This is a genomic window from Xanthomonas melonis, assembly GCF_020783655.1.
Lineage (GTDB): Bacteria > Pseudomonadota > Gammaproteobacteria > Xanthomonadales > Xanthomonadaceae > Xanthomonas > Xanthomonas melonis.
The window spans coordinates 96,120-122,659 of record NZ_JAJGQH010000014.1; the positions used below are offsets into that span (position 1 = coordinate 96,120).

The following is a 26,540-nucleotide window of genomic DNA, read 5'->3' on the forward strand; positions in this document are numbered from 1 at the left end:
CGTCAGGCGAGTTCGGCGCGAACGACTTGCTGCAGTCGCGGACGCGGGGTGGCTTCGGGCGTGCTATCGGCCAGCAACGGCCGGAAGCCGCCCTTCTCGGCATCGAATGCGCGGATATCGCCATGGGCGATGTCGTAGATCCAGCCATGGATGCGCAAGGTACCGGCAGCCAGACGCGCGGCAACCACCGGCTGGGTGCGCAGGTGATCCAGCTGCGAGACCACGTTTTCCTCGGTCATGCAGCTCAGTGCATCATGGCTGTGCGGATCGTGGCCGTGGTGGGCGGTGACATGACGCGCTGCGTCGGTGTGCTTGAGCCAGGCCGCCACGGAGGGCACGTCTTCCAGCGATTCCGGCTTGAGTACGGCCTTCATCGCGCCGCAGTCGGTGTGTCCGCAGATCACGATGTGACGCACGCCCAGCACGGCGATGGCGTATTCGATCGCCGCGACCACACCGCTGACGTGCTGCGAGTACGGCGGCACCACGTTGCCGATGTTGCGGTAGACGAACAGTTCACCGGGTTGCGCGGAGAAGATCAATTCCGGCATGACGCGCGAATCGGCGCAGGTGATGAACAGCGTGTGCGGGCTCTGGCCGCCGGCCAGCTCCTGAAAGCGCGCACTCTGGCGCGGATAGACTTCCTTACGGAAATGGCGAAAACCTTCTAGCAAACTTTCCATGGGAGATTCCTCTAGGCAACGGATAGCAATCCCCGACGCGAGCCGCGGATTGAAAAAGACAATCAAATCAAAGAGAAAGCCGGCGCGTAGCGCACCGGGTATCGCGACAGCGGGGATCAGCCAAGCAACGCGTTTGGAGGACGCAGTTGTGGGATCAGGTCGCGTTTCTGATTGGCAGGCGCATGGTGCGCATGCCAGGAGGGCGAGTATCGCGCCAGCATCGGCCAAGCCTGGGAGGGCAAGGGAATATCGTCTGCAGGATGGGTGTCGACCTGGCTCTGCGCGTCGGCATCGCCCTGCAGGATGTCTGCGCTATCACGCTCGTCGCCAGCCTCCGCCATCATCGCCACGCCGTCGCCCAGCCACGCGTCCTGGACGCGCGTCTGGGCACTGGCAGCCGACCACACGCCGAGCGCGAGCAGGCAGACCAGCAGCAGTTGGAGAATTCGCGGAAACATGGCCTCGAAACTAACAAGTTGGAACGGGCATATGCAAGTGGTGCGTTGCACAAGCTGACATATATGTTCAGGGTGTCATGTTTCCGGTTCAGGTCGCCAGCCCGGCAACCCGCCGGGTGCCGATTTTCCCGCTCTCCGGACGGTGGTCACACGCTGGCGACGTTCAGGCCGACGACACACGACGACATAATTGAAACACCCGTAAACTATTGTCTTTATTGACAAAAAATACAATGTGACGGTTTGCCGATTTGTCACATTAACGCAACCTTCACACCATAGCCTGCGCCCACTTTCCCGCCAGGTCGCACGCTCCATGAAATCCGCTCCTACCCTGCTCTGCTCCGCATTGCTGCTGGTGCTCGCTGCGCCGGCAGCGCACGCCGAGATCGCCATCGACGTCATCGGCGGCTCGGAGATCTCGCTGGAGGGCCTGATCCAGGCCGATGGCAACTGGTTCCACAACGATGTGCAGGATCTCAATGGCCCGATCGGTGCGAACGGCGACAACTCCGAATTCAGCATCCGCCGCGCCGAGTTGTCGCTCAAGGGCAAGGGCCCGGGCAATATCGACTGGGTGGCCGGCTACGACCCGAGCGTGCTGAAGGAGGTGACCATCCGGGGTACCACCATCCGCAGCAGCGGGCGCTTCCTGGACAACAACATCAAGTACAAGTTCGGCGGCAACGCCAACAACTACCTGCAGATCGGCCAGTTCAAGCAGCCCAACAGCCTGGAAGAACTGTCCAGCACCCGGAACAACGACTTCGTCTCCAAGGCCGCGGTCACCAACACCTACGGCATCTCGCGTCGCCTCGGCGTGGCCTATGCCATGGGCGACAACGACTGGAGCGTGACAGCCAGCGCCTTCGGCCGCGAACTGACCCGCAACCAGGCCCACGGCAGCGGCTATGGGGCACGCGGCACCTGGGCCCCGATCAACGAAGCCGGCCGTGTGCTGCACTTCGGCCTGAGCTATCTGGACTACGACACCGACGACGACACCTTGCGCCTGCGTGCGCGCCCGGATGCGGACCTCACCACCATTCGCCTGATCGACACCGGCGCGCTCACCAATGTGGACCGCGTGGGCGTGGCCGGCGCCGAGGCGATGTGGATCGGCGGCCCGTTCAAGCTGCAGGGCGAGTATTTCCAGGAAGACGCCAAGCGCATCGGCAACGCGCAGGACTACAAGAGTGACGGCTGGTATGTCAGCGGCGTCTGGAACCTGACCGGCGAGACCTGGGGCTACAAGGCCGGCGTGCCGACCACCCCGCTACCCAATGCGCCGGCCTCGGGCATGTGGCAACTGGCGGTGCGCTACGACACCCTGGATCTCAACGACGGCCACCTGGTGTCCAACGGCAACACGCCGTTCGTCGATGGCGTGCTGGGCGGCAAGATGGACGTCTGGACGATCGGTGCGAACTGGTACTGGCGCTCCAACTTCAAGCTCGCGCTGAACTACGCCAAGGTCGAGAGCACCCGTTACAACAGCACCACCCGGGGTCTGGTCGACGACAACCCGTCGATCGTCGAGGCGCGCGCGCAGTTCTATTGGTAGTGCCGTCGGTGCCGGGCTGCGCCCATGCACGCCCACCTGCAACTCTCTGTCACCGCGGGCACGTCCCTGCCCGTCATCGATCTGTCATCCATGCGACACCGCGCGGTCACGCCCCTGCCCTGCAATGGCGCGACTGCGGGGCTGTCTTGACCCAACCCATTCTGGAGCCGCTTCGTGATCCATCTCTTCAAGACCCGTCTGGCCGTCGGCGTACTCGCCGCTTCGCTGGCGCTGTGCGCCCAGGCCGCCGACGTCACCGGTGCCGGTGCGTCGTTCATCTATCCGGTGATGTCCAAGTGGTCGGCCGACTACAACACCGCCACCAAGAAGCAGGTCAACTATCAGTCGATCGGCTCGGGTGGCGGCATCGCGCAGATCAAGGCCGCCAGCGTGGACTTCGGTTCCTCCGATGCGCCACTGAAGCCGGAAGAGCTGGCCGCCGCCGGCCTGGCGCAGTTCCCGTCGGTGATCGGCGGCGTGGTGCCGGTGGTCAACGTGCCGGGCATCGCGGCCGGTGCGCTCAAGCTCGATGGCAAGATCCTGGGCGACATCTTCCTGGGCAAGGTCAGCACCTGGAACGATCCGGCCATCGCCGCGCTCAACCCGGGCATGAAGCTGCCGGCCGGCAAGATCACCGTGGTGCACCGTTCCGATGGTTCGGGCACCAGCTTCAACTTCACCAATTACCTGTCCAAGGTCAACGCCGACTGGAAGGGCAAGGTCGGCGAAGGCACCGCCGTGCAGTGGCCGACCGGTATCGGCGGCAAGGGCAACGAGGGCGTGGCCGCCTACGTGAAGCAGATCAAGGGCGGCATCGGCTATGTCGAGCTCTCGTACGCGCTGCAGAACAAGATGGCCTACACGGCGATGAAGAATGCGGCCGGCAAGTTCGTGCAGCCGTCCGATGAGAGTTTCGCCGCCGCAGCCGATAGCGCCGACTGGGGCAATGCCAAGGACTTCTACCTGGTGATGACCAATGCCGCCGGCGAAAACGCCTGGCCGATCACCGCCACCAATTTCATCCTGGTGCAGAAGAAGCCCAAGAATCCGGCCGGCCTGAAGAACACCCTGGAGTTCTTCCGCTGGGTGTACAGCAAGGGCGATACGCAGGCCAAGCAACTGGACTATGTGCCGCTGCCGGACGCGCTGGTGACCCGGATCGAAGCGTATTGGGCCACGAACCTGCCGCACTGAGCACACCGCATCTCGGCGATGCGGTGGCAACAGGGACATGCGATGCCTCGGCCGGTAGGGGACCGTGGTCTACGCAGACACCCTGCCCCAGGCGCATCGGCTGGCACGTGGTGAATCCTGTCTTGCCGCCCTCGCCGTAGGCGCCCAGCAGGTCAGGACCGACGCCGTCTCTCTCCCCGGCGCCGGGACCGGGACGCGGATCCCGGAGGGTGTACCGCCCTCCGTGGTCCGCGTCTTTTTTTGTGATGCCTTCGCCAGAAGACGCTGTCATGCACGTGTAACAAAAACATCATTTCATAGCGTGGTCTGCCGGACATCCGGCCAATCCAGTCTCGGAGCTTCCATGAAATTGCAGTCGGCCAGCCTGACCGCCCTGTCTCTTACCCTCGCCATCGCGCTTGCCGCGTGCTCGCCCGGCAAGGACGCGCAATCCGGCGACGCGACCAAGGGCGCCGCCAGCGCCGGCGCAACGGCAGGCGACAGCAAGAGCGCCGAAATCTCGGGTGCCGGTGCGTCCTTCATCTATCCGCTGGTGTCCAAGTGGTCGGCCGACTACAACGCCGCCACCGGCAACAAGGTGAATTACCAGTCGATCGGCTCCGGCGGCGGCATCGCCCAGATCAAGGCCGGCACCGTGGACTTCGGGTCGACCGACAAGCCGCTGGACAGCGCCGAACTGCAGCAGGCCGGCCTGGGCCAGTTCCCGTCGGCCATCGGCGGCGTGGTACCGGTGGTCAATCTGGAAGGCATCACACCGGGCAAGCTGCGCCTGACCGGCGCACTGCTGGGCGACATCTTCCTGGGCAAGGTCACGATGTGGAACGACGCGGCGATCGTCGCGGCCAACCCAGGCGTGACCCTGCCGGCTGCCAAGATCAACCTGGTGCATCGCTCAGACGGTTCGGGCACCACCTTCAACTTCTCCAACTACCTGTCCAAGGTCAGCCCGGAGTGGAAGAGCAAGGTGGGCGAAGGTACCTCGGTGCAATGGCCGGGCGGCGTCGGCGGCAAGGGCAACGAGGGCGTGGCTTCGTACGTGCAGCAGATCAAGGGCTCGATCGGCTATGTCGAGCTGGCCTATGCGCTGCAGAACAAGATGCCCTATACCTCGCTGCAGAACGCGGCCGGCCAGTGGGTGGAGCCGAACGCGGACAGCTTCGCCGCCGCGGCCGCCAGTGCCGACTGGGCCAACGCCAAGGACTTCAACCTGGTGATCACCAACGCGCCGGGCGAAAAGGCCTGGCCGATCACCGCCACCAATTTCATGTTGATGCACAAGCAGGCCAAGGACGCGGCGCGCAGCAAGGCGACGCTGGACTTCTTCAAGTGGGCGCTGGAAAACGGCCAGGCCCAGGCCAGCGAACTGCATTACGTGCCGCTGCCGCCGGAGCTGGTGAAGCAGATCGAAGCCTACTGGGGCAGCGAGTTCAAGTAAGGCCTGCACCCGCCTGCGCGGCGGGCTGCGCGGCGGCGAGGTGCCTGCGGGTGCCTTGCCGCTCCTGATCTCTCACGCCCCGCCACTGCGCGGGTGACGGGTTCAATCGAATGAATGCCACTGCCATTCCCGAAGCGATGACCGCCCCGCGCGGACGCGACCTGCGCGATGCGCGCGCCGATCGTCTGTTCAAGCTGGCATTGGCGGCCACCGTGGTGTTCGTACTGCTCGCACTGGGCAGCGCGGCATTGTCGATGCTGTGGGGCGGCCGCCATGCGCTGCAGATGCAGGGCCTGAGCTTCTTCTATTCCGCCGACTGGAATCCGGTGGAGAACAAGTACGGCGCATTGGCGCCGATCTACGGCACCCTGGTCACGGCGATGATCGCGATGCTGATCGCGGTACCGGTGAGCTTCGGCATCGCGTTCTTCCTCACCGAGGTGGCGCCGCGCTGGCTACGGGGCCCGATCGGCACTGCCATCGAATTGCTGGCCGGTATTCCATCGATCATCTACGGCATGTGGGGCCTGTTCGTGCTGGTCCCGGTGATGACCGAACACGTGACGCCGTGGCTCAACGACCACCTGGGCACGCTGCCGTTGATCGGCCCGCTGTTCCAGGGGCCGCCGCTGGGGATCGGCCTGCTGACCGCCGGTTTCGTGCTGGCGATCATGGTGATCCCGTTCATTTCCTCGGTGATGCGCGAGGTGTTCCTGACCGTTCCCACCCGTCTGAAGGAATCGGCGTACGCACTGGGTTCCACCAAGTGGGAAGTCAGCTGGGACATCGTGCTGCCGTACACGCGCTCGGCGGTGATCGGCGGCGTGTTCCTGGGCCTGGGGCGCGCGCTGGGCGAGACCATGGCGGTGGCCTTCGTGGTCGGTAATACGGTGCGCCTGTCGCCGTCGCTGCTGGAGCCGGGAACCACCATCGCCGCGTTGATCGCCAACGACTTCGGCGAGGCTACAGAGACCTATCGCTCGGCATTGCTGCTGCTGGGCTTCGTGCTGTTCATCGTGACCTTCATCGTGCTGGCCATCGCGCGCCTCATGCTCATGCAGCTGTCGCGCCGGGAGGGCAACTGATGTCCTCGGTCTCGCAGTCGCTGTACAACCGGCGCCGCATCACCAATGCGGTGGCCTTGCTGATCTCGTGCATCACCGCGCTGTTCGGGCTGTTCTTCCTGGCCTGGATCCTGTGGACCCTGTTGTCCAAGGGCGTGCCCGGCATCGACCTCAAGCTGTTCACCGAGATGACACCGCCGCCGATGCAGGAAGGCGGCCTGCTCAACGCCTTCTTCGGCAGTGCGGTGATGTGCGGCCTGGCGCTAGCGATCGGCACCCCGCTGGGCGTGGCGGCCGGCACCTGGCTGGCCGAATACGGCAATGCGCGCAAGGCCGGCATCGTGGTGCGCTTCGTCAACGACATCCTGCTGTCGGCGCCGTCGATCGTGCTGGGTCTGTTCGTCTACACGTTGTACGTCATGCAGACCGGCGGTCGCTTCTCGGCGTTCGCCGGCGCGTTGTCGCTGGCCTTCATCGTGCTGCCGGTGGTGGTACGCACCACCGACGAGATGCTGCGGCTGGTACCTGCGCAGATGCGCGAGGCGGCGTTGTCGCTGGGCATTCCACAGTGGAAGGTGACGGTGCAGGTGCTGTACCGCAGCGCCTCGGCCGGCATCGTCACCGGCGTGCTGCTGGCGCTGGCGCGTATCAGCGGGGAAACCGCGCCGTTGCTGTTCACCGCGTTCGGCAACCAGTACTGGAACAGCAACATCTTCCAGCCGATGGCCAGCGTACCGGTGATCATGAACCAGTTCGCCGGCAGCCCTTACGAGTCCTGGCAGACGCTGGCCTGGGCCGGCGCGCTGGTGCTGACCGTGTTCGTGCTGCTGGTGAGCCTTGGCGCACGTGCGCTGCTATTGCGCAACAAGATTTCCAATGACTGACCTTTTCCTCCGGACACCTGACATGAACGATCTCCAAAACGCCAAGCCGATGCATCGCATCGCGGTTCCGGCCGCCAAGGGGGCACCGACAGCGCAGGCGCCGGTGAAGGTGGCCGCACGCAATCTGGACTTCTACTACGACAAGTACCACGCGTTGAAAGGCATCGATCTGGAGATTCCGGAAAAGCGCGTCACCGCGCTGATCGGTCCATCGGGTTGCGGCAAGTCGACCCTGCTGCGCATCTTCAACCGCATCTATGCGCTGTACCCGAAGATGGAGGCGCGCGGCGAGGTATTGCTGGACGGAGAAAACATCCTGTCGCCGAAGTACCCGATGAACCGCTTGCGCAGCAAGGTCGGCATGGTGTTCCAGAAGCCGGTGCCGTTCCCGATGACGATCTTCGAGAACGTGGCCTACGGCATCCGTCACCACGAAAAACTGTCCAAGACCGACATGCAGGACCGCGTGGAGCAGGCGCTGCGCCAGGGCGCGCTGTGGGACGAGGTCAAGGACAAGCTGGGGCAAAGCGCGCTGGGCCTGTCCGGTGGCCAGCAGCAGCGCCTGTGCATCGCGCGTGCGGTGGCCCTGCGGCCGGACGTGCTGCTGCTGGACGAACCCACTTCGGCACTGGATCCGATTTCCACCAGCCGTATCGAACAACTGGTGGAAGAACTCAAGCGCGACTACACCATCGTGATCGTGACCCACAACATGCAGCAGGCTGCACGCGTGTCCGACTACACCGCCTTCATGTATCTGGGCGATCTGATCGAGCACGACCGCACCGAAACGATCTTTTCCCAGCCGTCCAAGCAGCAGACCGAGGACTACATCACCGGTCGGTTCGGTTGATGTAAGGCGAAGCCTCACCTGCGCCGCAACGAAGCGGCTCCCTTGCCCTGCCCGCGCGCGCGCGCGCGACGCCGCGCGCGCGCAGGCGAGGGACATCCACCCCTGCCACGAGCGAGACCACGATGAACCAGCACCTCAACGACCACATCGTCAAAAGCTACGACGAGGAGCAGCACCGTCTCGTCGCCGAAATCGTGCGCATGGGCGAGACGGCGGTGGCGCAGCTGGAAGCGGCACTGGACGTGGTGGAACGCCGCGACGACAACGCCGCGCACCGCATCGTGGTCAACGACGAAGCCATCGATGCGCTGGAGCATGCCATCAGCCACGACGTGATGCGCCTGGCCTTGCGCGGGCCGATGGCGCGCGACCTGCGCGAGATCCTGGCCGGCCTACGCATTCCGGCCGATATTGAACGGATCGGCGACTACGCGGCCAATGTCGCCAAACGCTCGATCGCCCTCAATTCCGCACCGCCGCTGCCGCAGACGGTGGGATTGCGCGCGCTCGGCCGGATGGCGGCCGATGCGGTGCGCGCAGCGGTACAGGCCTATCGCGACAAGGATGCCGATGCGGCAGTGCGCGTGCGCGACGAAGATGCGCGCCTGGATGCGCAGTACACCGCGCTGTTCCGCGAACTGCTCACCTACATGATGGAAGACCCGCGCAACATCACTCCCTGCACGCACTTGCTGTTCATGGCCAAGAATCTGGAACGCATCGGCGACCACGCCACCAACATCGCCGAGAACGTGTGGTTCCTGGTGCATGGCGAACAGCCGCTGCCGCCTCGCGTGAAGCGCGACGATACCAGCACCACTGGCGTGGTCTGAGCCGCCAGAATCTGCGTATCGAGCGCTGCCGACCGGTGCGCGGCGCGCTGGTTGCGCACCGCCGTTGGCTTGAAGCGTCGTCAGGTTGGTCCGTGCCACGGCTCCGTGGTACGGGCCTTGTTTTTGTCGGCCACCGGGGGCTATCGATTCAAGCGGGCAGGTCCTCGCGCGCTCGGGGAGTGCGTCGACGGTCAGAATGCCCACGGCCCCGCCCGCGTCTCCCAGCGCCTGGCTATCGAGCGAGAGAGCACACCGGATGGCAAAGGATGACCCAGGTCAGCGCCGCGGTGCGACCTGCTAGGCTATGCGGATGAACGAACCGGTCGACCCACAGCCTGCCCCTGCCTTCCTGCCCATGTCGCGGCGCTTCCGCGGCTACCTGCCTGTGGTGGTGGACGTAGAGACCGGTGGCTTCGACTGGAACCGGCACGCCCTGCTGGAGATCGCGTGCGTGCCGATCGAAATGGACGCGACCGGGCGTTTTTTCCCCGGCGAAACCGCCAGTGCGCATCTGGTACCCGCGCCAGGGCTGGAGATCGACCCGAAGTCGCTGGAAATCACCGGCATCGTGCTGGACCACCCGTTCCGCTTCGCCAAGCAGGAAAAGGACGCGTTGGACCATGTGTTCGCGCCGGTACGCGCGGCGGTCAAGAAGTACGGCTGCCAGCGCGCGATCCTGGTCGGCCACAACGCGCACTTCGATCTGAACTTCCTCAATGCGGCCGTCGCGCGCGTGGGGCATAAGCGCAACCCGTTCCACCCCTTCAGCGTGTTCGATACGGTGACCCTGGCCGGCGTGGCCTACGGACAGACCGTGCTGGCGCGCGCCGCGCAGGCGGCCGGGCTGGACTGGAACACTGCCGATGCGCACAGCGCGGTCTACGATACCGAGCAGACCGCTCGGCTGTTCTGCACGATCGCCAATGCCTGGCCGGGGCCCGTTTAGGTCGGGATTCGGGATTCAGGACTGACAAGAGCACGCGTTCGGGCTGAGAGCTTGTCCTGTCGAAACCATGAAACACAGCCTGTGCGTGGCCCAGATCCTCTCGCGGCATGTAGTCACAATCGGTTTGGACACCCCACCACTGCAGAGCGTAGGCCGTCAACGGAAAAGGCGAAGCGCCGGTACAGCAGGTGTTACGAATCCCGAATCCCGAATGCCCAATCCCGGCGACTAGCCCACGCTGATCCGGTCGCGGCCCGCGCTCTTGGCGTCGTACAGCGCGTGATCGGCGCGCTGCATCAGCGACGATGCGGTGTCGTCGTCGTGCAACTGCGCCAGGCCGGCACTGAAGGTCACCTGCAGCCCTTCCACGCCTCCCCAATCGCGGCGGGCGTGGAACAGTGCACGAATGCGCAGGCACAGCGGCTGGGCGTCGTCCAGCCCGGTATCGGTCAGCAGCAGTGCGAACTCTTCGCCACCCAACCGCGCCGGCAGGTCGGTGGCGCGTGCAGCGGCGGTCAGCAGTGCGCCCACTTCGTGCAGCACCGCGTCGCCGCTGGCATGCGAGTAATGATCGTTGATGCGCTTGAAGTGATCGATATCCAGGATCGCCAGCACCAGCGGACGCCCGCTGCGACGGGCGCGGCTGATGTCGCGCGCCAGCGCTTCGTCGAAATGGCGACGGTTGGGCAGTCCGGTCAGCGCGTCTTCGTGCGCCTGGCGCTCGAACACCTCGGACTTGATGCGCAGGCGTGTCAGCAGCTCGCTCTTCTCCTGGTTGGCCTGCAGCAATCGCTGCGCCTGCCGCTGCAGATCCTGGGTCCGGCTGCGCACCAGTTCGGCGAGCCGGGCGTTGTGGGTCTTGTAACGGCGCAGCAGCAGCCGGTAGGACAGGGTCAGCGCGATCAGCGCCGCCAGTAGCGCCGCGAGGCGTACATCCTGGCGTTGCCACCACAGCGGCAGCACGTCGAAGGTCCAGCGTGCCTCCTGCCCGCTCCATGCCCCGCCCGGGTGGCGTGCGCTCACGCGCAGCGTGTAATGGCCGGGAGGCAGCCCGATGAATTCGACGCTGCGCTGTCGCCCGCGTTCGATCCAGGCGCTGTCCAGGCCATCCAGGCGTGTGCGGTACTCGATGCGTTCGGACAGCAGGAAGCTCATGCCGGCGTAGGCCACGGTGAGCCGGCGACCGCCAGGCAACCTGGCCTGTCGACGCCAGCCCAGCGGCTGCCCATCCAACTGCACGCTTTCGATCACCGACGGCGGCGGGCGGCGTTCGCGAAAACGCTGCAGACGTGTCGGATCGACCGTGCTCACGCCACCTGCGGTCACCACCCACACCGAACCGTCCGTGCGCTCGATCATACTCGGGCCGGAGCTGCCGTTGGCCTGCGCATTGCCCATGCCGTCGATCTCGCCGTAACGCTCGATCGTGAGCGTGCCGCGTCCGTCGGCCACCGCGTCGAGCGCATCGAACTCGATGCGCAGCACGCCGCGGTTGCTGCTGATCCACGCATTGCCGAGCCGGTCCCTGACCAGCTGAAACACCGTATCGACCGGCATCCCCTGCTCCAAGCCCACGCGTGCGAGCGTGCCGCGACGTGCGCGATACAGGCCGCGATCGGTGGAGATCCACACCGCGTCACCGATGGAGCGGAACCCGAACACACTACGCGCGCCGCCCAGGCGCTCCAGGTCCAATTGCTGCAAGCGGCCATCGCGCAGCACCGCCGCACCGTCGACCGAACCGATCCACAGCGCACCATCCAGACTGGCCAACGCGGTGATCACCCCATCGGGCATGCCGGCGATCGCCAGCGGCACGCGCCTGCCATCCACCAGCTTCACCACACCACGCTGGGTGGCCAGCCACACCGCCTGCTGTGCGTCGATGGCGATGGCGCGGATATGGCCGCTGGGAATGCCTTGCGCCTCGCCGAAGTGCCGCAGCAGCCGCCCGTCGCGCAGCACGAAGACGCCGTCGGCGTAGGTACCCACCCATAGGTCGCCGCGACGATCCTGCGCCAGACTGAGGACCGACGGCCGGCGCCCGGATGGCAACGCGACCGGTACCGGCACGATGCGGCCGTCCGGCAGCATGCGATCCAGGCCTGCGGTGCTGGCGATCCACAGACTGCCGTCGCGGTCTTCGAGCACGGCACGCGCATAGTCCCCACTCAACCCGTCACGCTGGCTGTAGCTGCTGAACAAGGTCTCGCGCAGACGGAACAGCCCCCCGTTGGCACCCACCCAAATGCTGCCTTCGGCGTCCTCGCGCAGGCTGACGATGCGGCCAGTCGGCAGGCCGCGCCCCGCTGGCAGGTGTTCCACCCCATGCCTGCCGACACGCAACAGCCCCCGGTTTTCACTGCCCAGCCACAGATCGCCGTTGCGATCCTGCAGCATCGCGGTGAAGTGTCCCTGCCCCGGCAGGCGATGCACCCGCTCGGCGCGTTCGTCGTGCAGGCGGTACACCCCATCGCCCGCCACCACCCACAGCGTGCCGTCCGCGGCGCGATACGGCCACGCCAGGCCGGGTGGAAACCCGAAGGCGGCCGGTGCACGGTGCATGCGCCCATCCGGTTCGCGATAGATCAACCCATCCAGGGTGCCGATCAGCAGCCGGCCCCGTGCGTCGAACAGCATGCGCGGAAAGCTGCTCTGCAGCGGTACGCCGTCGCGCGGCGGAAAATACACGAAGCGTCCGTCAGGCCACAGGCATCCCAACCCATGCCCTTCGAACAGCAGCCACATACGACCTTGCGGGTCCATCGTCATCGCATGGATCAGCGCCTGCGGCCATTGCCCCTTGCGCTGCCAGTTACGCCACTGCCCATCGGCGCCATGCCGAACCAGATTGCCGCGCGCATCGCTGAGCCACAGCGCGCCGTCGCGATCGGCGTAGAGGGCACCGACGCCGTTGTCGGGCAGACCCGGCCGGGTGCTGCGGTCGATGACGCTGAATTCCAACCCGTTGTAGCGCACCAGCCCTTCCCAGGTGGCGAACCACAGGTAGCCATCGGGCGTTTGCGCGATATCGCGCAGTGAATTGTGCGGCAGGCCGTTGCGCGAGCTCCAGCTGTCGATGGCGTAGTTGCGCAATGGCGCCGTGCCGACGGGCTCGGCGGCTGCGGCGAACGCGTACAGCAACAACCATGTGCACACGCCGGCGCCAAGCCAGCGCCACCACTGCCGATGCCTGCGTACTCGCGCCTTGCCGGCATTTCCGTTCTCGCCCCTGCCGCAGGCGCCCACCCCAAGTTTCATCAGACACGACACGCCGGTTACTGCCGATATGGTAGGCAAAAAGCGGCCTGCGCGCTGAACGATGGCGGCCTCCGCGTTCGCAAGCGTTGATCCAGCAGCGTTGGGCGTCTGCCCCGGTGTTACTTGCGGCGATCCCGGCCCGGCGATCTGCGCGGATCGCCGACAGGCCCACGGGGCACCCTGGCGGCCGCGCGCGCGTTCGCCCGACGCGACCGGCAAGCCGACGTCAGCGACCCCAACCGCAGCGCGAAACGCCGAGCGATCATCTGCCCAACCGTTGGCGCACTGCCTCGAACAATGTCACCCCGGTAGCCACCGATACATTGAGGCTTTCGATATCGCCCGGCATCGGAATCTTGACCAGCCCGTCGCAGTGTTCGCGGGTCAGCCGGCGCAGGCCATCGGCTTCGCCGCCAAGCACCAGCCCGACATTGCCGCGCAGATCCACGTCGTACAACGACGCCTCGGCTTCGCCGGCCAGGCCGTACAGCCACACGCCTTGCTTCTGCAGATCGCGCAGGCAGCGTGCCAGGTTGGTCACCGCCACCACCGGAATGCGGTCGGCAGCGCCGGCCGAGGTCTTGCGCACGGTGGCGTTCACGGTGGCCGACTTGTCCTTTGGGATGACCACTGCGGTCACGCCTGCCGCCGCCGCACTGCGCAGACAGGCGCCCAGGTTGTGCGGATCCTGCACACCATCGAGCACCAGCACCAGTGCGCGCCCGTCGGCTGCGGCGATCAGCCCTTCCAGTTCGTTCTCGGCCCACAGGCGCGCGGCGGCATAGCGCGCGGCCACGCCCTGGTGGCGCACCTGCCCGCCCACGCCGTCCAGCGCCTGCGTGGCAACCCGGCGCACGTCGATGCCCTTGCGGCGCGCCTGCTCCTCGATCTCGGTGAGGCGTGGATTCTTGCTTCCTGCCTCGATCAGCACCTCGCGCACGTTGTCGGCGTCGTTCTCGACGGACGAGGCGACGGCATTGACGCCGACGATCCACTGGTTCTGCTTGCTCATTGCGCGGGAATAGAAAAAGGTAAAGGGGAATGGTAGGGCCTGCGGCCGGATACGTCACGGCCGGGGCACGCGCCATGACGTGGGGCCGCGATGCCCGCACGCCATGCAGTGGCTGGCCCGACTGGCGCACCAGCGATTCCCGACCAAGGCACGGACGCCTTGCCGCGCATCGCGCCATGATCGGCTGTCAGCCGCTAGCTGCGTGCGCCTTGCCGCAGGCGGATATCAGTAGCGAACCAGACCACACCGTCGGGATGCCTGCGTACCGCGATCGAGCACGCGCCACACCCTGAGCTGCTTACCCCGGCCACCGCTCGGTATCGTGGTCCGGATGCTGCCGCGACACCACGCTGGCCAGGAACGCCACGGCGGCGGCATCGTCTTCGGGCGGGCGCGGGGGCAACTGCGCCAGGTTATCGACGAAGGGCAGCTTGCGATCCACGCCGTACTGGATATGCGGCGGCAATCGTTCCGGTGCATCGAATGCGCCCGCGGCGACCGCTACGCCATCGGGCGCCTCGTAGGTCAATGGAGTGCCGCACTCGGCGCAGAAACCGCGCTGCACCACCGACGAGGAGGCGAAACGCCTGGGCGCACCGCGGGTCCAGCGGAACTCGGTACCGCGTACCGACACCAACGGTGCGTAATACGCTCCGAAGGCCTTCTGGCACATCCGGCAGTGACAGATCGATGCATCGACCAACACGCCACGCACGTGAAAACGCACGGCCCCGCACTGGCAGCCACCACTGTACTCGCTCGAAGTCTCCATCGTCTGCTCCGCAAGTCGGTCTGCTACGCACGCCATTGCGGACCAGGAACATCCGCTACGGCCCACCCATCGATGGGAGCGGCCGACACTACGACTGCGCAGCCGCACCCACCTGCTCACTTCCCGCTCCACCTTGCCGGCGTTCTTCCGGTTGCCTCGCCGTCGTGCGGGCCACCATCCCGCAAGCCCGCCACGCCATCGGACATCTCAGAGCGACTTTTTCTTCTTGCGCTTGGTCGGGGTCTCGCGCGGCGGCAGCGGCGCCTCAGGCGCTGCGCCATCGTCGGTCAGGCGGAAGTCGATCTTGCGCTCTTCCATGCTGGCCTTGAGCACCAGCACGCGCACCGGATCGCCCAGACGGAACTCACGGCCGCGGCGTTCGCCACTGAGCGTCTTGCGGATCGGGTCGAACTGGTAATAGTCCTGCGGCAACTGGGTGACATGTACCAGGCCGTTGACCTTGGACTCGTTGAGCTCCACGAACAGGCCGAACCCGGTCACGCCACTGATCACGCCGTCGAACTGGCGGCCGACGTGTTTTTCCATCCAGGCAGCGCGGTAGCGCTCGTCCACCTCGCGTTCGGCCTCGTCGGCGCGCCGCCCACGCTCGGAACACTGCAGCGCCAGCGCAGCCATCTGCCGCGGGGTGTAGAGGAATTTCTCAGGGCTGGCGCCAGTCAGCGCATGCTTGATCGCGCGGTGCACCAGCAGATCCGGATAACGGCGGATCGGCGAGGTGAAATGCGCATACGCCTCCAGCGCCAGGCCGAAGTGGCCGTGGTTGTCGGGCGAATACACCGCCAGACTCTGGCTGCGCAGCAGCACCGATTCCAGCAACGCCGCATCGGGACGTGCGCGCACCTTCTTCAGCAGCTTGGTGTAATCGCCGGGGCGCACCTTGCTCCAGGCCGGCAGGCTGAGCTGGAATTCCTTGAGAAACTCCAGCAGGTCCTCGTATTTGCTCTCCGGCGGCCGCTCGTGCACGCGGTAGGGCGCGGGCACATGCACGCTCAGCAGATAGCGCGCCGCCTCCACGTTGGCGGCGATCATGCATTCTTCGATCAGCTTGTGCGCATCGTTGCGCACCAGCATGCCGGCCTGGGTCACTTCGCCGGTGTTGTCGAGTACGAAGCGCACTTCCGAGGTTTCGAACTCGATCGCGCCACGCTGCGTGCGCGCCTTCGACAACAGGTGGTAGAGCTGATGCAGACGCTGCACCTGCGGCAACAGCGGACCGATGAAGGCCTTGGTGTCGGCATCGTCCTCGCCCACCGCCTTCCAGACCTGGTTGTAGGTCAGGCGCGCATGCGAATTCATCACCGCTTCGTAGAAGCGCGACCCGGTCACCTCGCCATCGCGCCCCACCTGCATGTCGCAGACGAAGCACATGCGATCCACCTTGGGCATCAGCGAGCAGATGCCGTTGGACAACGTCTCCGGCAACATCGGCACCACGAACCCGGGGAAATACACCGACGTGGCACGTTTCTGCGCCTCCTCGTCCAGCGGCGTGCCTGGGCGCACATAGTTGGACACGTCGGCGATCGCCACCACCAGACGGAAACCGTCGGCATTGGGTTCGCAGTACACCGCGTCGTCGAAATCCTTGGCGTCCTCGCCGTCGATGGTGACCAGCGGCATCTGCCGCAGGTCCACCCGGCCGCCGATCATCTGCGGCTCCACCACCAGCGGCACGGCCGCCGCTTCGTCCAGCACTTGCTGCGGAAACTCGTGCGGCAATTCGTGGCCGTGGATGGCCATCTCCACCACCAGCGATGGCGTCAACTTGTCGCCAAGCACAGCGATGATCCTGCCGATGGCGGGGCGGCGCGCGTCCGGCGGCGCGATCAGCTCGCATACCACCAGCTGGCCTTCGCGCGCCTCGCCAATCCCGTCCGGCGCGATCTGCACATTGCGCTGGATGCGCTTGTCGTCCGGATCGACGTAGGCCACGCCGTGTTCGTAGAAGAAGCGGCCCAGCATGCGCGACATGCCACGTTCGAGCACACGTGCGATGGCGCCTTCGCGGCGCCCGCGGCGATCGATGCCGGTGACATTGACCAGTGCACGATCGCCGTGCATCACCTTGCGCATTTCGAAAGGCGGCAGGAACAGGTCGTCGCCGCCCTCGTCCGGCTTGAGGAATCCGAAGCCTTCCGGGTTGGCGATCACCACCCCGGCGATCAGGCTGGTCTGCTGCACCGGTGCATAGCCGCCGCGGCGGTTCTGCACCAGCTGCGCCTCGCGCACCATCGCGGCCAGGCGCTTGCCGAGTGCGTCGATACGCGCGCTCAGGCCCAGCTGCTCGGCGATCTCTTCGGCGGTCTGCGGGCCGTCGCAGGCCTCCAGCAGCTGCAGGATGGCTTCGCGGCTGGCGATCGGCTCGGCATAGCGCAGCGCCTCGCGGTCGGCATGCGGGTCCTTGAAGCCCGGGGCGGAAGCGGCCGCAGGCTCGGCGAACCGCTCGGGCGGCGGCGCCGGTGGCCCGCTCTTGCGCGGATGCGGTGCGCGCGTGGCGCTGGGCAACTCCGGAGACGACTTGGCGGCGGAGCGCTTGTTTGCGGACCTGGTCGAAGCGCCGGCGGCGGCGCGAACCAGAAAGTCCGGCATCCACCCCGGCAACTTCTGTTGCTCGGCGGTAGAGGAATCGCCCGCTTTGGAGGCTTTACGGCGACTGGGCCGGGCGGAATCTGGGGGGTTTTTCTTTGTCATTGCGCTTATGGTACCCCCTGCGGTCCTGGCGTGGGCGGCAGGCCGACGCCGGCCGTCGGCGATCGGCCTGTAAAAAGCGTTGACAAGCCCTGCGGGAGTCTGCAGAATTCGCGGCTCACCTGCCCAGGTGGCGGAATTGGTAGACGCACTAGCTTCAGGTGCTAGCGGGGGCAACTTCGTGGAGGTTCGAGTCCTCTTCTGGGCACCAGTTTAAAAAGACCTCCGAGCGATCGGGGGTCTTCTGGTTTCTGGGGTCCGATGTCTTCCGGCACCTCTGATCACCTCGGCCTGCACCATGCCCCTGCCTGTTCGATCAGTTCAACGGCCGCTGGCGACGGCGCAGCGTGCAAGCGGCTCTCGCATCGGCCCCACGCATGCCAGGACGGCCAACGATCATGCGCTGTGTCGTATCGGCGCCAATGCTTCCGGATCAGCCTGGCTGACGATTTAGCCGCGCAGTCCACTCGAGCGGATACAAGCGAACGCAAGCCGCAGCGCGACCCGCGATACTCACTGACCGGCACGCGCAGTCGATGTCAGCGCAGCCCTGGACTGCGCCACGCCTGGCACCTGCCCGACCACCTCATCGCCCCGCGGTGATGCCTGCAGCGCGCAAGGCCTGGGCCCAGATACGGTAGCCGGCGTCGCTGGGATGGGTGCTGTCGGGCATCAAGGCTTCGGGCAGGGATCCGTCCGGTTGCAGCATCCGCGGCCCGATATCCAGTAACTGCACCGACGGATCCCTGGCGAAACGGGCGGCAAGCAGACGATTGGTTTCGGCGATCGGCGCACGCAGCGGACTGTCGGCACGGAAGCCGCGCGGCATGATCGCCATCAGGATCAGCTTGCTGCCGGGCAACCGGCGGCGCACCTCGGCGACCACCGCCTCTACGCCCTTGGCAGCTTCGGCCGGCGTGCTGGCGCGCGCCTGCGCGGTGCCGGTGAGATTGTTGGTCCCGATGTGCAGCACCACCCAGCGCGGATCCAGGCCGTCGAGTTCGCCCTGGCGGATGCGCCACAACACGTTCTGGGTGCGATCCCAGCCGAAGCCCAGATTCAGCACCCGCCGTTTGCCGTACAGCCATTGCCAGGAATCCAGGCCGCTGACGCGGGTGGCCTGCGGCGGACCGGCCCAGAAATGGGTGATCGAGTCGCCGATCATCACCACCTCGGGCTTGAGCGTGCGCGCCTCGGCCAGCGCGGCATGGTGGCGGGCGTACCAGTCGTAGGAATCCTGTTCCAGCCAATCGACCGGCATCAGCGAGGTCGCCGCATCGCGGCCGAGCTCGGCCACCGGCTTGACCGGCGGCTCGCCTAGCAGCCGCGCAAGGGTCGGCTCGATCGCCTCGGCCAGCATGCGCTGACCCTGCGTATCCGGATGCAGGGCACCGGCGGCAGGGCGCAGGCGCGGGTCGTAGAACAGCTCGGTGCGCAGTGCGCCGCCGCGCTGGAATACCGAACTCACTTCCAGATAGGTCACGCGCGGATTGTCGCCGTAGCGCACGGCCAGCCCCTGATTGACCTGCGCGTCGCGCCGCGACTTCTCCACCGAGATCTCGCTGGGCAGCACGCTCAGCAGCAGGATGTGGGTGCGCGGCAACTTCTGTTCGAGCGCCGCGACCACCGCATCGATACCCAGTTGGGTCTGCTCGGCGCTCTGGTCGAGGTGACCGGTGTTGTTGGTGCCGATCAGCACCAGCGCGACCTTGGGCTGCAGACCATCCACTTCGCCATTGGCCAGCCGCCACAGCAGGTTTTCGGTGCCATCGCCGCTGAAGCCCAGATTCAGGGCGCCGCGACTGCCGTAGAAGGTTTGCCAGGTGGACTGGAAGTCTTCGTCTGGCAGCTTGGCTTTCTCGTAGTTCTGGGTGATCGAATCGCCGATCAGCAGCAGCCTGGTGTTCGGGTGCTGTTTGACCTGCTCCAGCACCTGCGCATGCCGCTGCACCCACCAGGGCTCCTGCAGCCGGTCGGTGGGCACGATGGAAGGCGGCGGCGTCTGCGCCCCTGCGGTGGCGCAGGCCAGCAACAGCCCCCCGCACATCAGCGCAAGCGCGATGGCAGACAGCGAAGCGCGGAAAAGCGCAATATGCAACGACCGGAACATGCGCGCACCAGAAACGGAGAGAAGCGGCGATTGTGGTCCGCTGCCGCGGCGAACGACAAGCGCCATCGCGCAGCATCTGCACTCAGGCGCGGCGCGATGGCTAATGTGCGCCACTGGCCCGATAACGCTGCTGCATCCCATCCTGCGCACCGGCCGATGCAGGAGCGTGCCGACACGCGATCACCAGGCGCTGGATTTGGGAGGCCTTCGTAGACATCGGTGATCTTCGCATCTCTGTGAGCGCTCCAGCGTTGCCGCGCCTGCGGCAGCGCTGGAGCGCGGCCGACCTCAGCGCAGCCCGGTCTCGCCACGCGCGATCACCAGGCGTTGAATCTCCGAGGTGCCTTCGTAGATCTCGGTGATCTTCGCGTCGCGGAAGTAGCGCTCCAGCGGCATTTCCTTCGAATAGCCCATGCCGCCGTGGATCTGCACCGCCTGGTGGGTGATCCACATCGCCGCTTCGGACGCGGTGAGCTTGGCCACGGCCGCCTCGGTGCCGAATTTCTGCCCCTGACCCTTGAGCCAGGCCGCGCGCAGCGTCAGCAGCAGTGCTGCGTCCAGCTTGCACTTCATGTCGGCGATCTTGGCCTGGGTCATCTGGAAGGTGCCGATCGCTGCACCAAAGGCCTTGCGCTCCTTCGCATAGGCCAGCGTCGCCTCATACGCGGCGCGCGCGATGCCCACCGCCTGCGAGGCGATACCGATACGGCCGGCATCGAGCACGCTCATCGCGGTCTTGAAGCCCTCGCCTTCGGCGCCCAGCACTTCGTCCGGCTGCGCCACGTAGTCGGTGAACTCGATCTCGCAGGTGGCCGAGGCGCGAATGCCGAGCTTGGGCTCGGTCTTGCCGCGGTGGAAGCCGGCGCGCTCGGTATCGACCATGAACGCGGTGATGCCGCGCGAGCCCTTGTCCGGTTCGGTCACCGCGAACAGCACGATGTACTTGGCCACCGGGCCGGAGGTGATCCAGCTCTTCTTGCCGTTGATGACAAAGCTGCCATCGCCCTGCTTGACTGCACGGCAACGCATCGCCGACGCATCGGAGCCGGACTGCGGCTCGGTCAGCGCGAACGCGCCGATGTGGGTGCCCTCGGCAATTGCGCGTACGTACAGCTGCTTCTGCGCCTCGGTGCCGTTCTTCAGGATGCCGGTGCAGAACAGCGAGTTGTTGACCGACATGATGGTCGAGTGCGCACCGTCGGCGGCAGCGATCTCGATCATCGCCAGCGCATAGCTGATCGGGTCCATGCCCGCGCCACCGTACTCGGCCGGCACCTCGATGCCCATCAGGCCGTTCTCGCCCAGCAACTGGATGTTTTCCAGCGGGAACTCGCCGCTGCGGTCGAAGTGCTCGGCACTGGGGGCGATCTTTTCCTGGCCGATCCGGCGGGCCACGTCCTGGATCATCAGTTGTTCTTCGGTAAAGCTGAAATCCACGTTCGACCCCTCCCGGGTATTGACTGTGCGCCCATTGTAGCCACAACCATTCGCATGCGTATGTAGTTGACCCCACTCCCTGCCCGGCCGAAAATATCTCCATATCGCGATATAGAGATATTCATGGATCTGGAAGACTGGTCGGCCCGCCTGAAGGTGTTCGCCGACGCCACCCGGGTACGCCTGCTGGCCTTGCTGGAACAGGAAGAGCTCACCGTGGCCGAGCTGTCGGCCATCACCCGCCTGGCCCAGCCGCGCGTGTCCACCCATCTGGCCAAGCTCAAGGAAGCCGGGCTGGTGCGCGACCGCCGCGCCGGTGTCTCCGCGTATTACCGCTACGACGAGGTCTCGCTGGATCCGGCCCAGCGCGCACTGTGGCTGGCGCTGAGTACCGGCAGCGACGACCCGCTGCTGCGTCAGGACGCCGAACGCGTGGCCGCCGTGCTGGCCAATCGTGCCGCCGACCAGAACTGGGCCGATTCGGTGGCCGGCGACATGGAGCGCCACTATTCGCCCGGCCGCACCTGGGAAGCGCTGGCACGCACGGCCCTGCCCTTGCTGGAAACCGGCGACGTGCTGGACATCGCCTCCGGCGACGGCGTGCTGGCCGAACTGGTGGCGCCGCACGCCACCCGCTACATCTGTATCGACACCAGCGCCCGCGTGGTCGCCGCCGCCAGCGAACGCCTGCGCAAGCTGGGTAACGTGGAAGTGCGCGAAGGCGACATGCATGCGCTGCCCTTCCCCGATGCCAGCTTCGACCTGGTGGTGCTGATGCACGCACTCACCTACGCCGCCAAGCCGGCGCAGGCGGTGGCCGAATCGGCGCGCGTGCTGCGCCCGGGCGGCCGCTTGCTGCTGTGCAGCCTGGCCAAGCACGAGCATCGCGCCGCAGTGCAGGCCTATGGCCACGTCAATCTTGGTTTCGCCGCCAAGGAATTGCGCCGATTCGTCGAAAAGGCCGGGCTGGACGTCTCCAGCCTGGAGACGGTCACGCGCGAGAAGCGCCCGCCGCATTTCGAAGTGATTTCGTTGATCGCGGTGAAGCCGGTATTGGGGAATCGGGATTCGGGATTGGTGGAACACACAGACACTGCGGCGAGGAGAACCGGACCATGACGCACGCGCGAATCCCCAATCCCGAATCCCCGATCCCGTTCTCGCTGCCGTGGCTGCATCCGGAGCGTGCAGCCAAGCTCACTGCCGCGCTTGCCGAACGCATCCTCATCATCGATGGCGCGATGGGCACCATGATCCAGCGCCACAACCTGCAGGAACCGGATTACCGCGGCACCCGTTTCGCCGACGGCTACGACAGCGCGCACGTGCATGGGCCTGGATGCGATCACGCGCATGCGCCGGAAGGCCACGACCTCAAGGGCAACAACGACCTGCTGCTGCTGACCCGCCCGGAGATCATCGCTGGCATCCACCGCGCCTACCTGGACGCCGGTGCCGACCTGCTGGAAACCAATACCTTCAACGCCACCTCGGTCAGCCAGGCCGACTATCACCTGGAACACCTGGTGTACGAGCTGAACAAGGCAGGTGCCCAGGTCGCGCGTACCTGTTGCGATGCGGTTCAAGCGCTGACCCCGCACAAACCGCGCTTCGTGATCGGGGTGCTGGGCCCCACCAGCCGTACGGCCTCGATCAGCCCGGACGTCAACGATCCCGGCTACCGCAACACCAGTTTCGACGCGTTGCGGGAAACCTACCGCGAGGCGATCGAAGGGCTGATCGACGGCGGTGCCGACACGCTGATGGTGGAAACCATCTTCGACACCCTCAATGCCAAGGCAGCGCTGTACGCCATCGAAGAAGTCTTCGAAGCGCGCGGCGGGCGCCTGCCGGTGATGATTTCCGGCACCATCACCGACGCCTCCGGACGCACGCTGTCCGGGCAGACCGCCGAAGCGTTCTATGCTTCGGTGGCGCATGGACGGCCCTTGTCGGTCGGCCTGAACTGCGCGCTCGGCGCCAAGGATCTGCGCCCGCACGTGGAGACGCTGGCGCAGATTGCCGACGCCTATGTCAGCGCGCATCCGAATGCAGGCCTGCCGAATGCATTCGGCGACTACGACGAAACGCCGGAAGAGATGGCGCACACGCTGCGCGAGTTCGCACAGGCCGGCCTGCTCAATCTGGTCGGCGGTTGCTGCGGCACCTCGCCCGACCACATCCGCGCCATCGCCGAGGCGGTGGCAGATCTACCGCCGCGGCAGTTGCCTGGCTCGCGGGAGCTGGCCGCGTGAGGCGCCAACCGCCCCCTCATCCGCCCTTCGGGCACCTTCTCCCGCAAGCGGGAGAAGGAAAGGGCGTCGCGTCGCCTGCCACGATGGCGCTCCGAGGACAGCGCACTTCCCTTCTCCCGCTAGCGGGAGAACGTGGCGCGAAGCGCCGGATGAGGGCTGCTTCGCGTCACCTTCCGTGGCACAGCCGTGAACACCGGTTCACCACCACCGATCGCGCCCTCAACGTCCGGCAGAGCCTTGCATGAGCACTCCCCGCTACACCCGCCTGTCCGGCCTGGAGCCTCTGGTCATCACCCAAGACCTGTTGTTCGTCAATGTGGGCGAGCGCACCAACGTCACCGGCAGCGCGCAGTTCCGCAAGCTGATCAAGGAAGAGCGTTACGAAGAGGCGGTGGAGGTGGCGCGCCAGCAGGTCGCCAACGGCGCGCAGATCCTCGACGTCAACATGGACGAGGGCCTGATCGACTCCGAAAAGGCGATGACCCGCTTCCTCAACCTGATCATGTCCGAGCCGGATATCGCGCGCATCCCGGTGATGGTCGATTCGTCCAAGTGGACGGTGATCGAAGCCGGTCTGAAATGCCTGCAGGGCAAGAGCGTGGTCAATTCGATCTCGCTCAAGGAAGGCGAAGCGGTGTTCATCGAGCAGGCCCGCAAGGTGCTGCGCTACGGTGCCGCCGCGGTGGTGATGGCCTTCGATGAGGCTGGCCAGGCCGACACCTGTGCGCGCAAGGTGGAGATCTGCACGCGCGCCTACAAGGTACTGACCGAGCAGGTCGGCTTCCCCCCGCAAGACATCATCTTCGACCCGAACATCTTTGCCGTGGCCACCGGTATCGAAGAACACGACAACTATGCGGTGGATTTCATCGAAGCCACCCGCATCATCAAGGACACCTTGCCGCATTGCCACGTATCCGGCGGCGTCTCCAATGTCTCGTTCTCGTTCCGCGGCAACGAGACCGTGCGCCAGGCGATCCATTCGGTGTTCCTGTTCCACGCGATCAAGGCCGGCATGGACATGGGCATCGTCAATGCCGGCGGCATGCCGATCTACGACGACCTGGACCCGGAGCTGCGCGAGCGCGTGGAAGACGTGATCCTCAATCGCCGCCGCGATGGCACCGAACGTCTGCTGGAGATCGCCGAGCGCTACAAGGGCAGCAAGGGCGCCGCGAAGACCGAAGACCTGGCCTGGCGCGACAAGCCGGTGCGCGCACGCCTGGCGCACGCGCTGGTGCACGGCATCGATGCCTATGTGGACATCGACACCGAGGAAGCGCGCCAGCAGTCGACGCGCCCGCTGGACGTGATCGAAGGCCCGTTGATGGACGGCATGAACGTAGTCGGCGACCTGTTCGGCGCCGGCAAGATGTTCCTGCCGCAGGTGGTCAAATCCGCACGCGTGATGAAGAAAGCCGTCGCCTACCTGCTGCCCTTCATCGAGGCGGAGAAGTTGCGCACCGGCGATGTCGGCAAGTCCAACGGCAAGATCATCATGGCCACGGTCAAGGGCGATGTGCACGACATCGGCAAGAACATCGTTGGCGTGGTATTGGCCTGCAACAACTTCGATGTGGTCGACCTGGGCGTCATGGTCAGCGCGCAGGTGATCCTGGACCGCGCCCGCGAAGAGAATGCGGACTTGATCGGCCTGTCCGGATTGATCACCCCGTCACTGGAAGAGATGTCGCATGTGGCGCGCGAGATGCAGCGCCAGGGCTTCGAGATTCCACTGCTGATCGGCGGTGCCACCACCTCGCGCGCGCATACCGCGCTGAAGATCGACCCGCATTACACCGCGCCCACCGTCTGGGTGAAGGATGCCTCGCGCGCGGTAGGCGTGGCGCAATCGCTGATCTCGCGCGACCTGCGCGAGGCCTTCGTGGCCGCCAACGACGCCGACTACGCCGAAATCCGCGCCCGCCACCGCAACCGTGGCGACGCCAAGCGGTTGGTGTCGCTGGAGAAGGCGCGTGCGCAGCGGTTCGATGGCGACTGGAGCAACTACACGCCACCGACGCCGCGTCAGCCGGGCCTGCACGTGTTCGACGACTACCCGCTGGCCGAGCTGGTCGAGCTGATCGACTGGACCCCGTTCTTCCAGGCCTGGGAACTGGCCGGCAAGTTCCCGGCGATCCTCAGCGACGAGATCGTCGGCACCCAGGCCAGCGAGCTGTACCGCGACGCGCGGCGCATGCTCACGCAACTCGTCGACGAACAATGGCTGAGGGCCAAGGCCGTGTTCGGCCTGTGGCCGGCTAATGCGGCTGGCGATGATGTTGAAGTGGTCCTGACCGACCACCGGGTTTCGGCAACCGAGATTGGGGATTCGCAGCAGCCTGGCCAATCTCCAATTCCCAATCCCGAATCCCGGCGTTTACTGCATTTCCTGCGCCAGCAAGTCGACAAGCCCATCGATCGTCCGGACTTCTGCCTGGCCGATTTCATCGCCCCCAGGGACAGCGGAAAACAGGACTGGATCGGTGCGTTTGCCGTCACTGCCGGCATCGGCATCGACCCGCATGTCGCCCGCTTCGAGGCTGCGCACGACGACTACAACGCCATCCTGCTCAAGGCACTGGCCGACCGTCTGGCCGAGGCGCTGGCCGAGCGCCTGCACCAGCGTGTGCGCACCGAATTCTGGGGCTATGTCGACGATGAGAACCTGGACAATGAGGCGTTGATCGCCGAACGCTATCGCGGCATCCGCCCGGCCCCCGGTTACCCGGCCTGCCCCGAGCACAGCGAGAAACGCACGCTGTTCGACATGCTCGACGCCGAGCGCAATGCCGAAATGTCGCTGACCGAGAGCTTTGCGATGCTGCCCACGGCGGCGGTGTCCGGCTATTACTTCAGCCATCCCAAGAGCCAGTATTTCGTGGTCGGGCGGCTGGGCAAGGAACAGGTGGCCGACTACGCAAGGCGCAAGGGCATTACCGTGGCACTGGCCGAGCGCTGGCTGGCCTCCAACCTGGATTACGACCCGGAATAAGAGCATCTGCAGACTGCAGACATCGCAGGAGCGCACCCGGCGCGACGGGCGTTATCGGAAAAGCTTCATCGCACC

The 26,540-nt window shown here is 65.8% G+C and carries 19 protein-coding genes and 1 tRNA gene; 12 read left to right on the forward strand and 8 right to left on the reverse strand.

All coding sequences use genetic code 11. The features are described 5' to 3' along the window. Positions 1-2 precede the first annotated feature (2 nt). Together LL964_RS14890 and LL964_RS14895 are read right to left on the reverse strand one after the other, a co-directional pair. Entirely contained in the window at positions 3-683 is a 681-nt protein-coding gene (locus tag LL964_RS14890) for a carbonic anhydrase (RefSeq protein WP_104587910.1), read from the reverse strand. 116 nt (positions 684-799) lie between these two features. Then, on the reverse strand, positions 800-1,120 hold the full coding sequence (locus LL964_RS14895) for a hypothetical protein (RefSeq protein ID WP_208621461.1): 321 nt from the start codon (positions 1,118-1,120) through the stop codon (positions 800-802). A 337-nt stretch (positions 1,121-1,457) separates the two neighbouring features. Here LL964_RS14895 and LL964_RS14900 point away from each other — a divergent pair, with 337 nt between their 5' ends. The 8 genes from LL964_RS14900 (at position 1,458) to rnt (ending at position 9,914) form a co-directional block, all read left to right on the forward strand. Continuing rightward, entirely contained in the window at positions 1,458-2,705 is a 1,248-nt protein-coding gene (locus LL964_RS14900; RefSeq protein WP_104587912.1) for an OprO/OprP family phosphate-selective porin, read from the forward strand. 174 nt (positions 2,706-2,879) lie between these two features. Further along, positions 2,880-3,899 (forward strand): phosphate ABC transporter substrate-binding protein PstS, encoded by a 1,020-nt coding sequence (pstS, locus tag LL964_RS14905; RefSeq protein WP_104587913.1) that lies wholly within the window; start codon positions 2,880-2,882, stop codon positions 3,897-3,899. 343 nt (positions 3,900-4,242) lie between these two features. Then, positions 4,243-5,334, forward strand: a complete 1,092-nt coding sequence (gene pstS, locus LL964_RS14910) for a phosphate ABC transporter substrate-binding protein PstS (RefSeq protein ID WP_104587914.1) — start codon at positions 4,243-4,245, stop codon at positions 5,332-5,334. 110 nt (positions 5,335-5,444) lie between these two features. Then, positions 5,445-6,419, forward strand: coding sequence for a phosphate ABC transporter permease subunit PstC (pstC, locus tag LL964_RS14915; RefSeq protein ID WP_104587915.1), 975 nt, complete (start codon positions 5,445-5,447; stop codon positions 6,417-6,419). After that, a complete protein-coding gene (gene pstA, locus LL964_RS14920; protein ID WP_104587916.1) occupies positions 6,419-7,282 on the forward strand; it encodes a phosphate ABC transporter permease PstA in 864 nt (287 codons plus the stop codon). Before pstC ends, pstA begins: the two co-directional genes overlap by 1 nt. Positions 7,283-7,304: 22 nt before the next feature. After that, on the forward strand, positions 7,305-8,135 hold the full coding sequence (pstB, locus tag LL964_RS14925) for a phosphate ABC transporter ATP-binding protein PstB (RefSeq protein WP_104587917.1): 831 nt from the start codon (positions 7,305-7,307) through the stop codon (positions 8,133-8,135). Positions 8,136-8,257: 122 nt separating this feature from the next. Then, entirely contained in the window at positions 8,258-8,968 is a 711-nt protein-coding gene (gene phoU, locus LL964_RS14930; protein WP_104587918.1) for a phosphate signaling complex protein PhoU, read from the forward strand. A gap of 304 nt (positions 8,969-9,272) precedes the next feature. Beyond that, on the forward strand, positions 9,273-9,914 hold the full coding sequence (gene rnt / locus LL964_RS14935; RefSeq protein WP_104587919.1) for a ribonuclease T: 642 nt from the start codon (positions 9,273-9,275) through the stop codon (positions 9,912-9,914). Positions 9,915-10,142: 228 nt separating this feature from the next. Here rnt and LL964_RS14940 read toward each other — a convergent pair whose 3' ends face one another. The 4 genes from LL964_RS14940 to rnr all read right to left on the reverse strand — a co-directional run bounded on the left by LL964_RS14940 (position 10,143) and on the right by rnr (position 17,671). Beyond that, entirely contained in the window at positions 10,143-13,175 is a 3,033-nt protein-coding gene (locus tag LL964_RS14940) for a ligand-binding sensor domain-containing diguanylate cyclase (protein WP_104587920.1), read from the reverse strand. A gap of 262 nt (positions 13,176-13,437) precedes the next feature. Beyond that, a complete protein-coding gene (gene rlmB, locus LL964_RS14945) occupies positions 13,438-14,187 on the reverse strand; it encodes a 23S rRNA (guanosine(2251)-2'-O)-methyltransferase RlmB (protein ID WP_104587921.1) in 750 nt (249 codons plus the stop codon). A 298-nt stretch (positions 14,188-14,485) separates the two neighbouring features. Next, entirely contained in the window at positions 14,486-14,959 is a 474-nt protein-coding gene (locus LL964_RS14950) for a GFA family protein (RefSeq protein WP_104587922.1), read from the reverse strand. A gap of 207 nt (positions 14,960-15,166) precedes the next feature. Next, positions 15,167-17,671 (reverse strand): ribonuclease R, encoded by a 2,505-nt coding sequence (rnr, locus tag LL964_RS14955; protein ID WP_104587923.1) that lies wholly within the window; start codon positions 17,669-17,671, stop codon positions 15,167-15,169. 121 nt (positions 17,672-17,792) lie between these two features. Between rnr and LL964_RS14960 the strand changes: the two genes are divergently transcribed. After that, positions 17,793-17,879 (forward strand) — tRNA-Leu (locus tag LL964_RS14960). A gap of 375 nt (positions 17,880-18,254) precedes the next feature. On the opposite strand, the gene LL964_RS14965 is transcribed toward LL964_RS14960, so the two are convergent. Together LL964_RS14965 and LL964_RS14970 are read right to left on the reverse strand one after the other, a co-directional pair. After that, positions 18,255-19,778 (reverse strand): platelet-activating factor acetylhydrolase IB subunit, encoded by a 1,524-nt coding sequence (locus tag LL964_RS14965; protein ID WP_146092387.1) that lies wholly within the window; start codon positions 19,776-19,778, stop codon positions 18,255-18,257. A 288-nt stretch (positions 19,779-20,066) separates the two neighbouring features. Then, a complete protein-coding gene (locus tag LL964_RS14970) occupies positions 20,067-21,185 on the reverse strand; it encodes an acyl-CoA dehydrogenase family protein (RefSeq protein WP_228329464.1) in 1,119 nt (372 codons plus the stop codon). Between the two features lie 153 nt (positions 21,186-21,338). Here LL964_RS14970 and LL964_RS14975 point away from each other — a divergent pair, with 153 nt between their 5' ends. The 3 genes from LL964_RS14975 to metH all read left to right on the forward strand — a co-directional run bounded on the left by LL964_RS14975 (position 21,339) and on the right by metH (position 26,465). Then, on the forward strand, positions 21,339-22,334 hold the full coding sequence (locus LL964_RS14975; protein ID WP_167395366.1) for an ArsR/SmtB family transcription factor: 996 nt from the start codon (positions 21,339-21,341) through the stop codon (positions 22,332-22,334). Continuing rightward, positions 22,331-23,470: a homocysteine S-methyltransferase family protein gene (locus tag LL964_RS14980; protein ID WP_104587927.1), complete on the forward strand. Its 1,140-nt coding sequence runs from the start codon at positions 22,331-22,333 to the stop codon at positions 23,468-23,470. The genes LL964_RS14975 and LL964_RS14980 overlap by 4 nt, the downstream gene beginning before the upstream one ends. A gap of 241 nt (positions 23,471-23,711) precedes the next feature. After that, complete coding sequence (gene metH / locus LL964_RS14985) at positions 23,712-26,465, forward strand: methionine synthase (RefSeq protein ID WP_104587928.1); 2,754 nt, start codon at positions 23,712-23,714, stop codon at positions 26,463-26,465. Positions 26,466-26,540: the final 75 nt, after the last annotated feature.

Coding starts and splice junctions, on each gene's coding strand:
- LL964_RS14890 (WP_104587910.1), bottom strand. CDS start 683: ATGGAAAGTTTGCTAGAAGGTTTTCGCCATTTCCGTAAGGAAGTCTAT.
- LL964_RS14900 (WP_104587912.1), top strand. CDS start 1,458: ATGAAATCCGCTCCTACCCTGCTCTGCTCCGCATTGCTGCTGGTGCTC.
- pstS (WP_104587914.1), top strand. CDS start 4,243: ATGAAATTGCAGTCGGCCAGCCTGACCGCCCTGTCTCTTACCCTCGCC.
- pstC (WP_104587915.1), top strand. CDS start 5,445: ATGAATGCCACTGCCATTCCCGAAGCGATGACCGCCCCGCGCGGACGC.
- pstA (WP_104587916.1), top strand. CDS start 6,419: ATGTCCTCGGTCTCGCAGTCGCTGTACAACCGGCGCCGCATCACCAAT.
- pstB (WP_104587917.1), top strand. CDS start 7,305: ATGAACGATCTCCAAAACGCCAAGCCGATGCATCGCATCGCGGTTCCG.
- phoU (WP_104587918.1), top strand. CDS start 8,258: ATGAACCAGCACCTCAACGACCACATCGTCAAAAGCTACGACGAGGAG.
- rnt (WP_104587919.1), top strand. CDS start 9,273: ATGCGGATGAACGAACCGGTCGACCCACAGCCTGCCCCTGCCTTCCTG.
- LL964_RS14940 (WP_104587920.1), bottom strand. CDS start 13,175: ATGAAACTTGGGGTGGGCGCCTGCGGCAGGGGCGAGAACGGAAATGCC.
- rlmB (WP_104587921.1), bottom strand. CDS start 14,187: ATGAGCAAGCAGAACCAGTGGATCGTCGGCGTCAATGCCGTCGCCTCG.
- LL964_RS14950 (WP_104587922.1), bottom strand. CDS start 14,959: ATGGAGACTTCGAGCGAGTACAGTGGTGGCTGCCAGTGCGGGGCCGTG.
- rnr (WP_104587923.1), bottom strand. CDS start 17,671: ATGACAAAGAAAAACCCCCCAGATTCCGCCCGGCCCAGTCGCCGTAAA.
- LL964_RS14965 (WP_146092387.1), bottom strand. CDS start 19,778: ATGTTCCGGTCGTTGCATATTGCGCTTTTCCGCGCTTCGCTGTCTGCC.
- LL964_RS14970 (WP_228329464.1), bottom strand. CDS start 21,185: ATGATCCAGGACGTGGCCCGCCGGATCGGCCAGGAAAAGATCGCCCCC.
- LL964_RS14975 (WP_167395366.1), top strand. CDS start 21,339: ATGGATCTGGAAGACTGGTCGGCCCGCCTGAAGGTGTTCGCCGACGCC.
- LL964_RS14980 (WP_104587927.1), top strand. CDS start 22,331: ATGACGCACGCGCGAATCCCCAATCCCGAATCCCCGATCCCGTTCTCG.
- metH (WP_104587928.1), top strand. CDS start 23,712: ATGAGCACTCCCCGCTACACCCGCCTGTCCGGCCTGGAGCCTCTGGTC.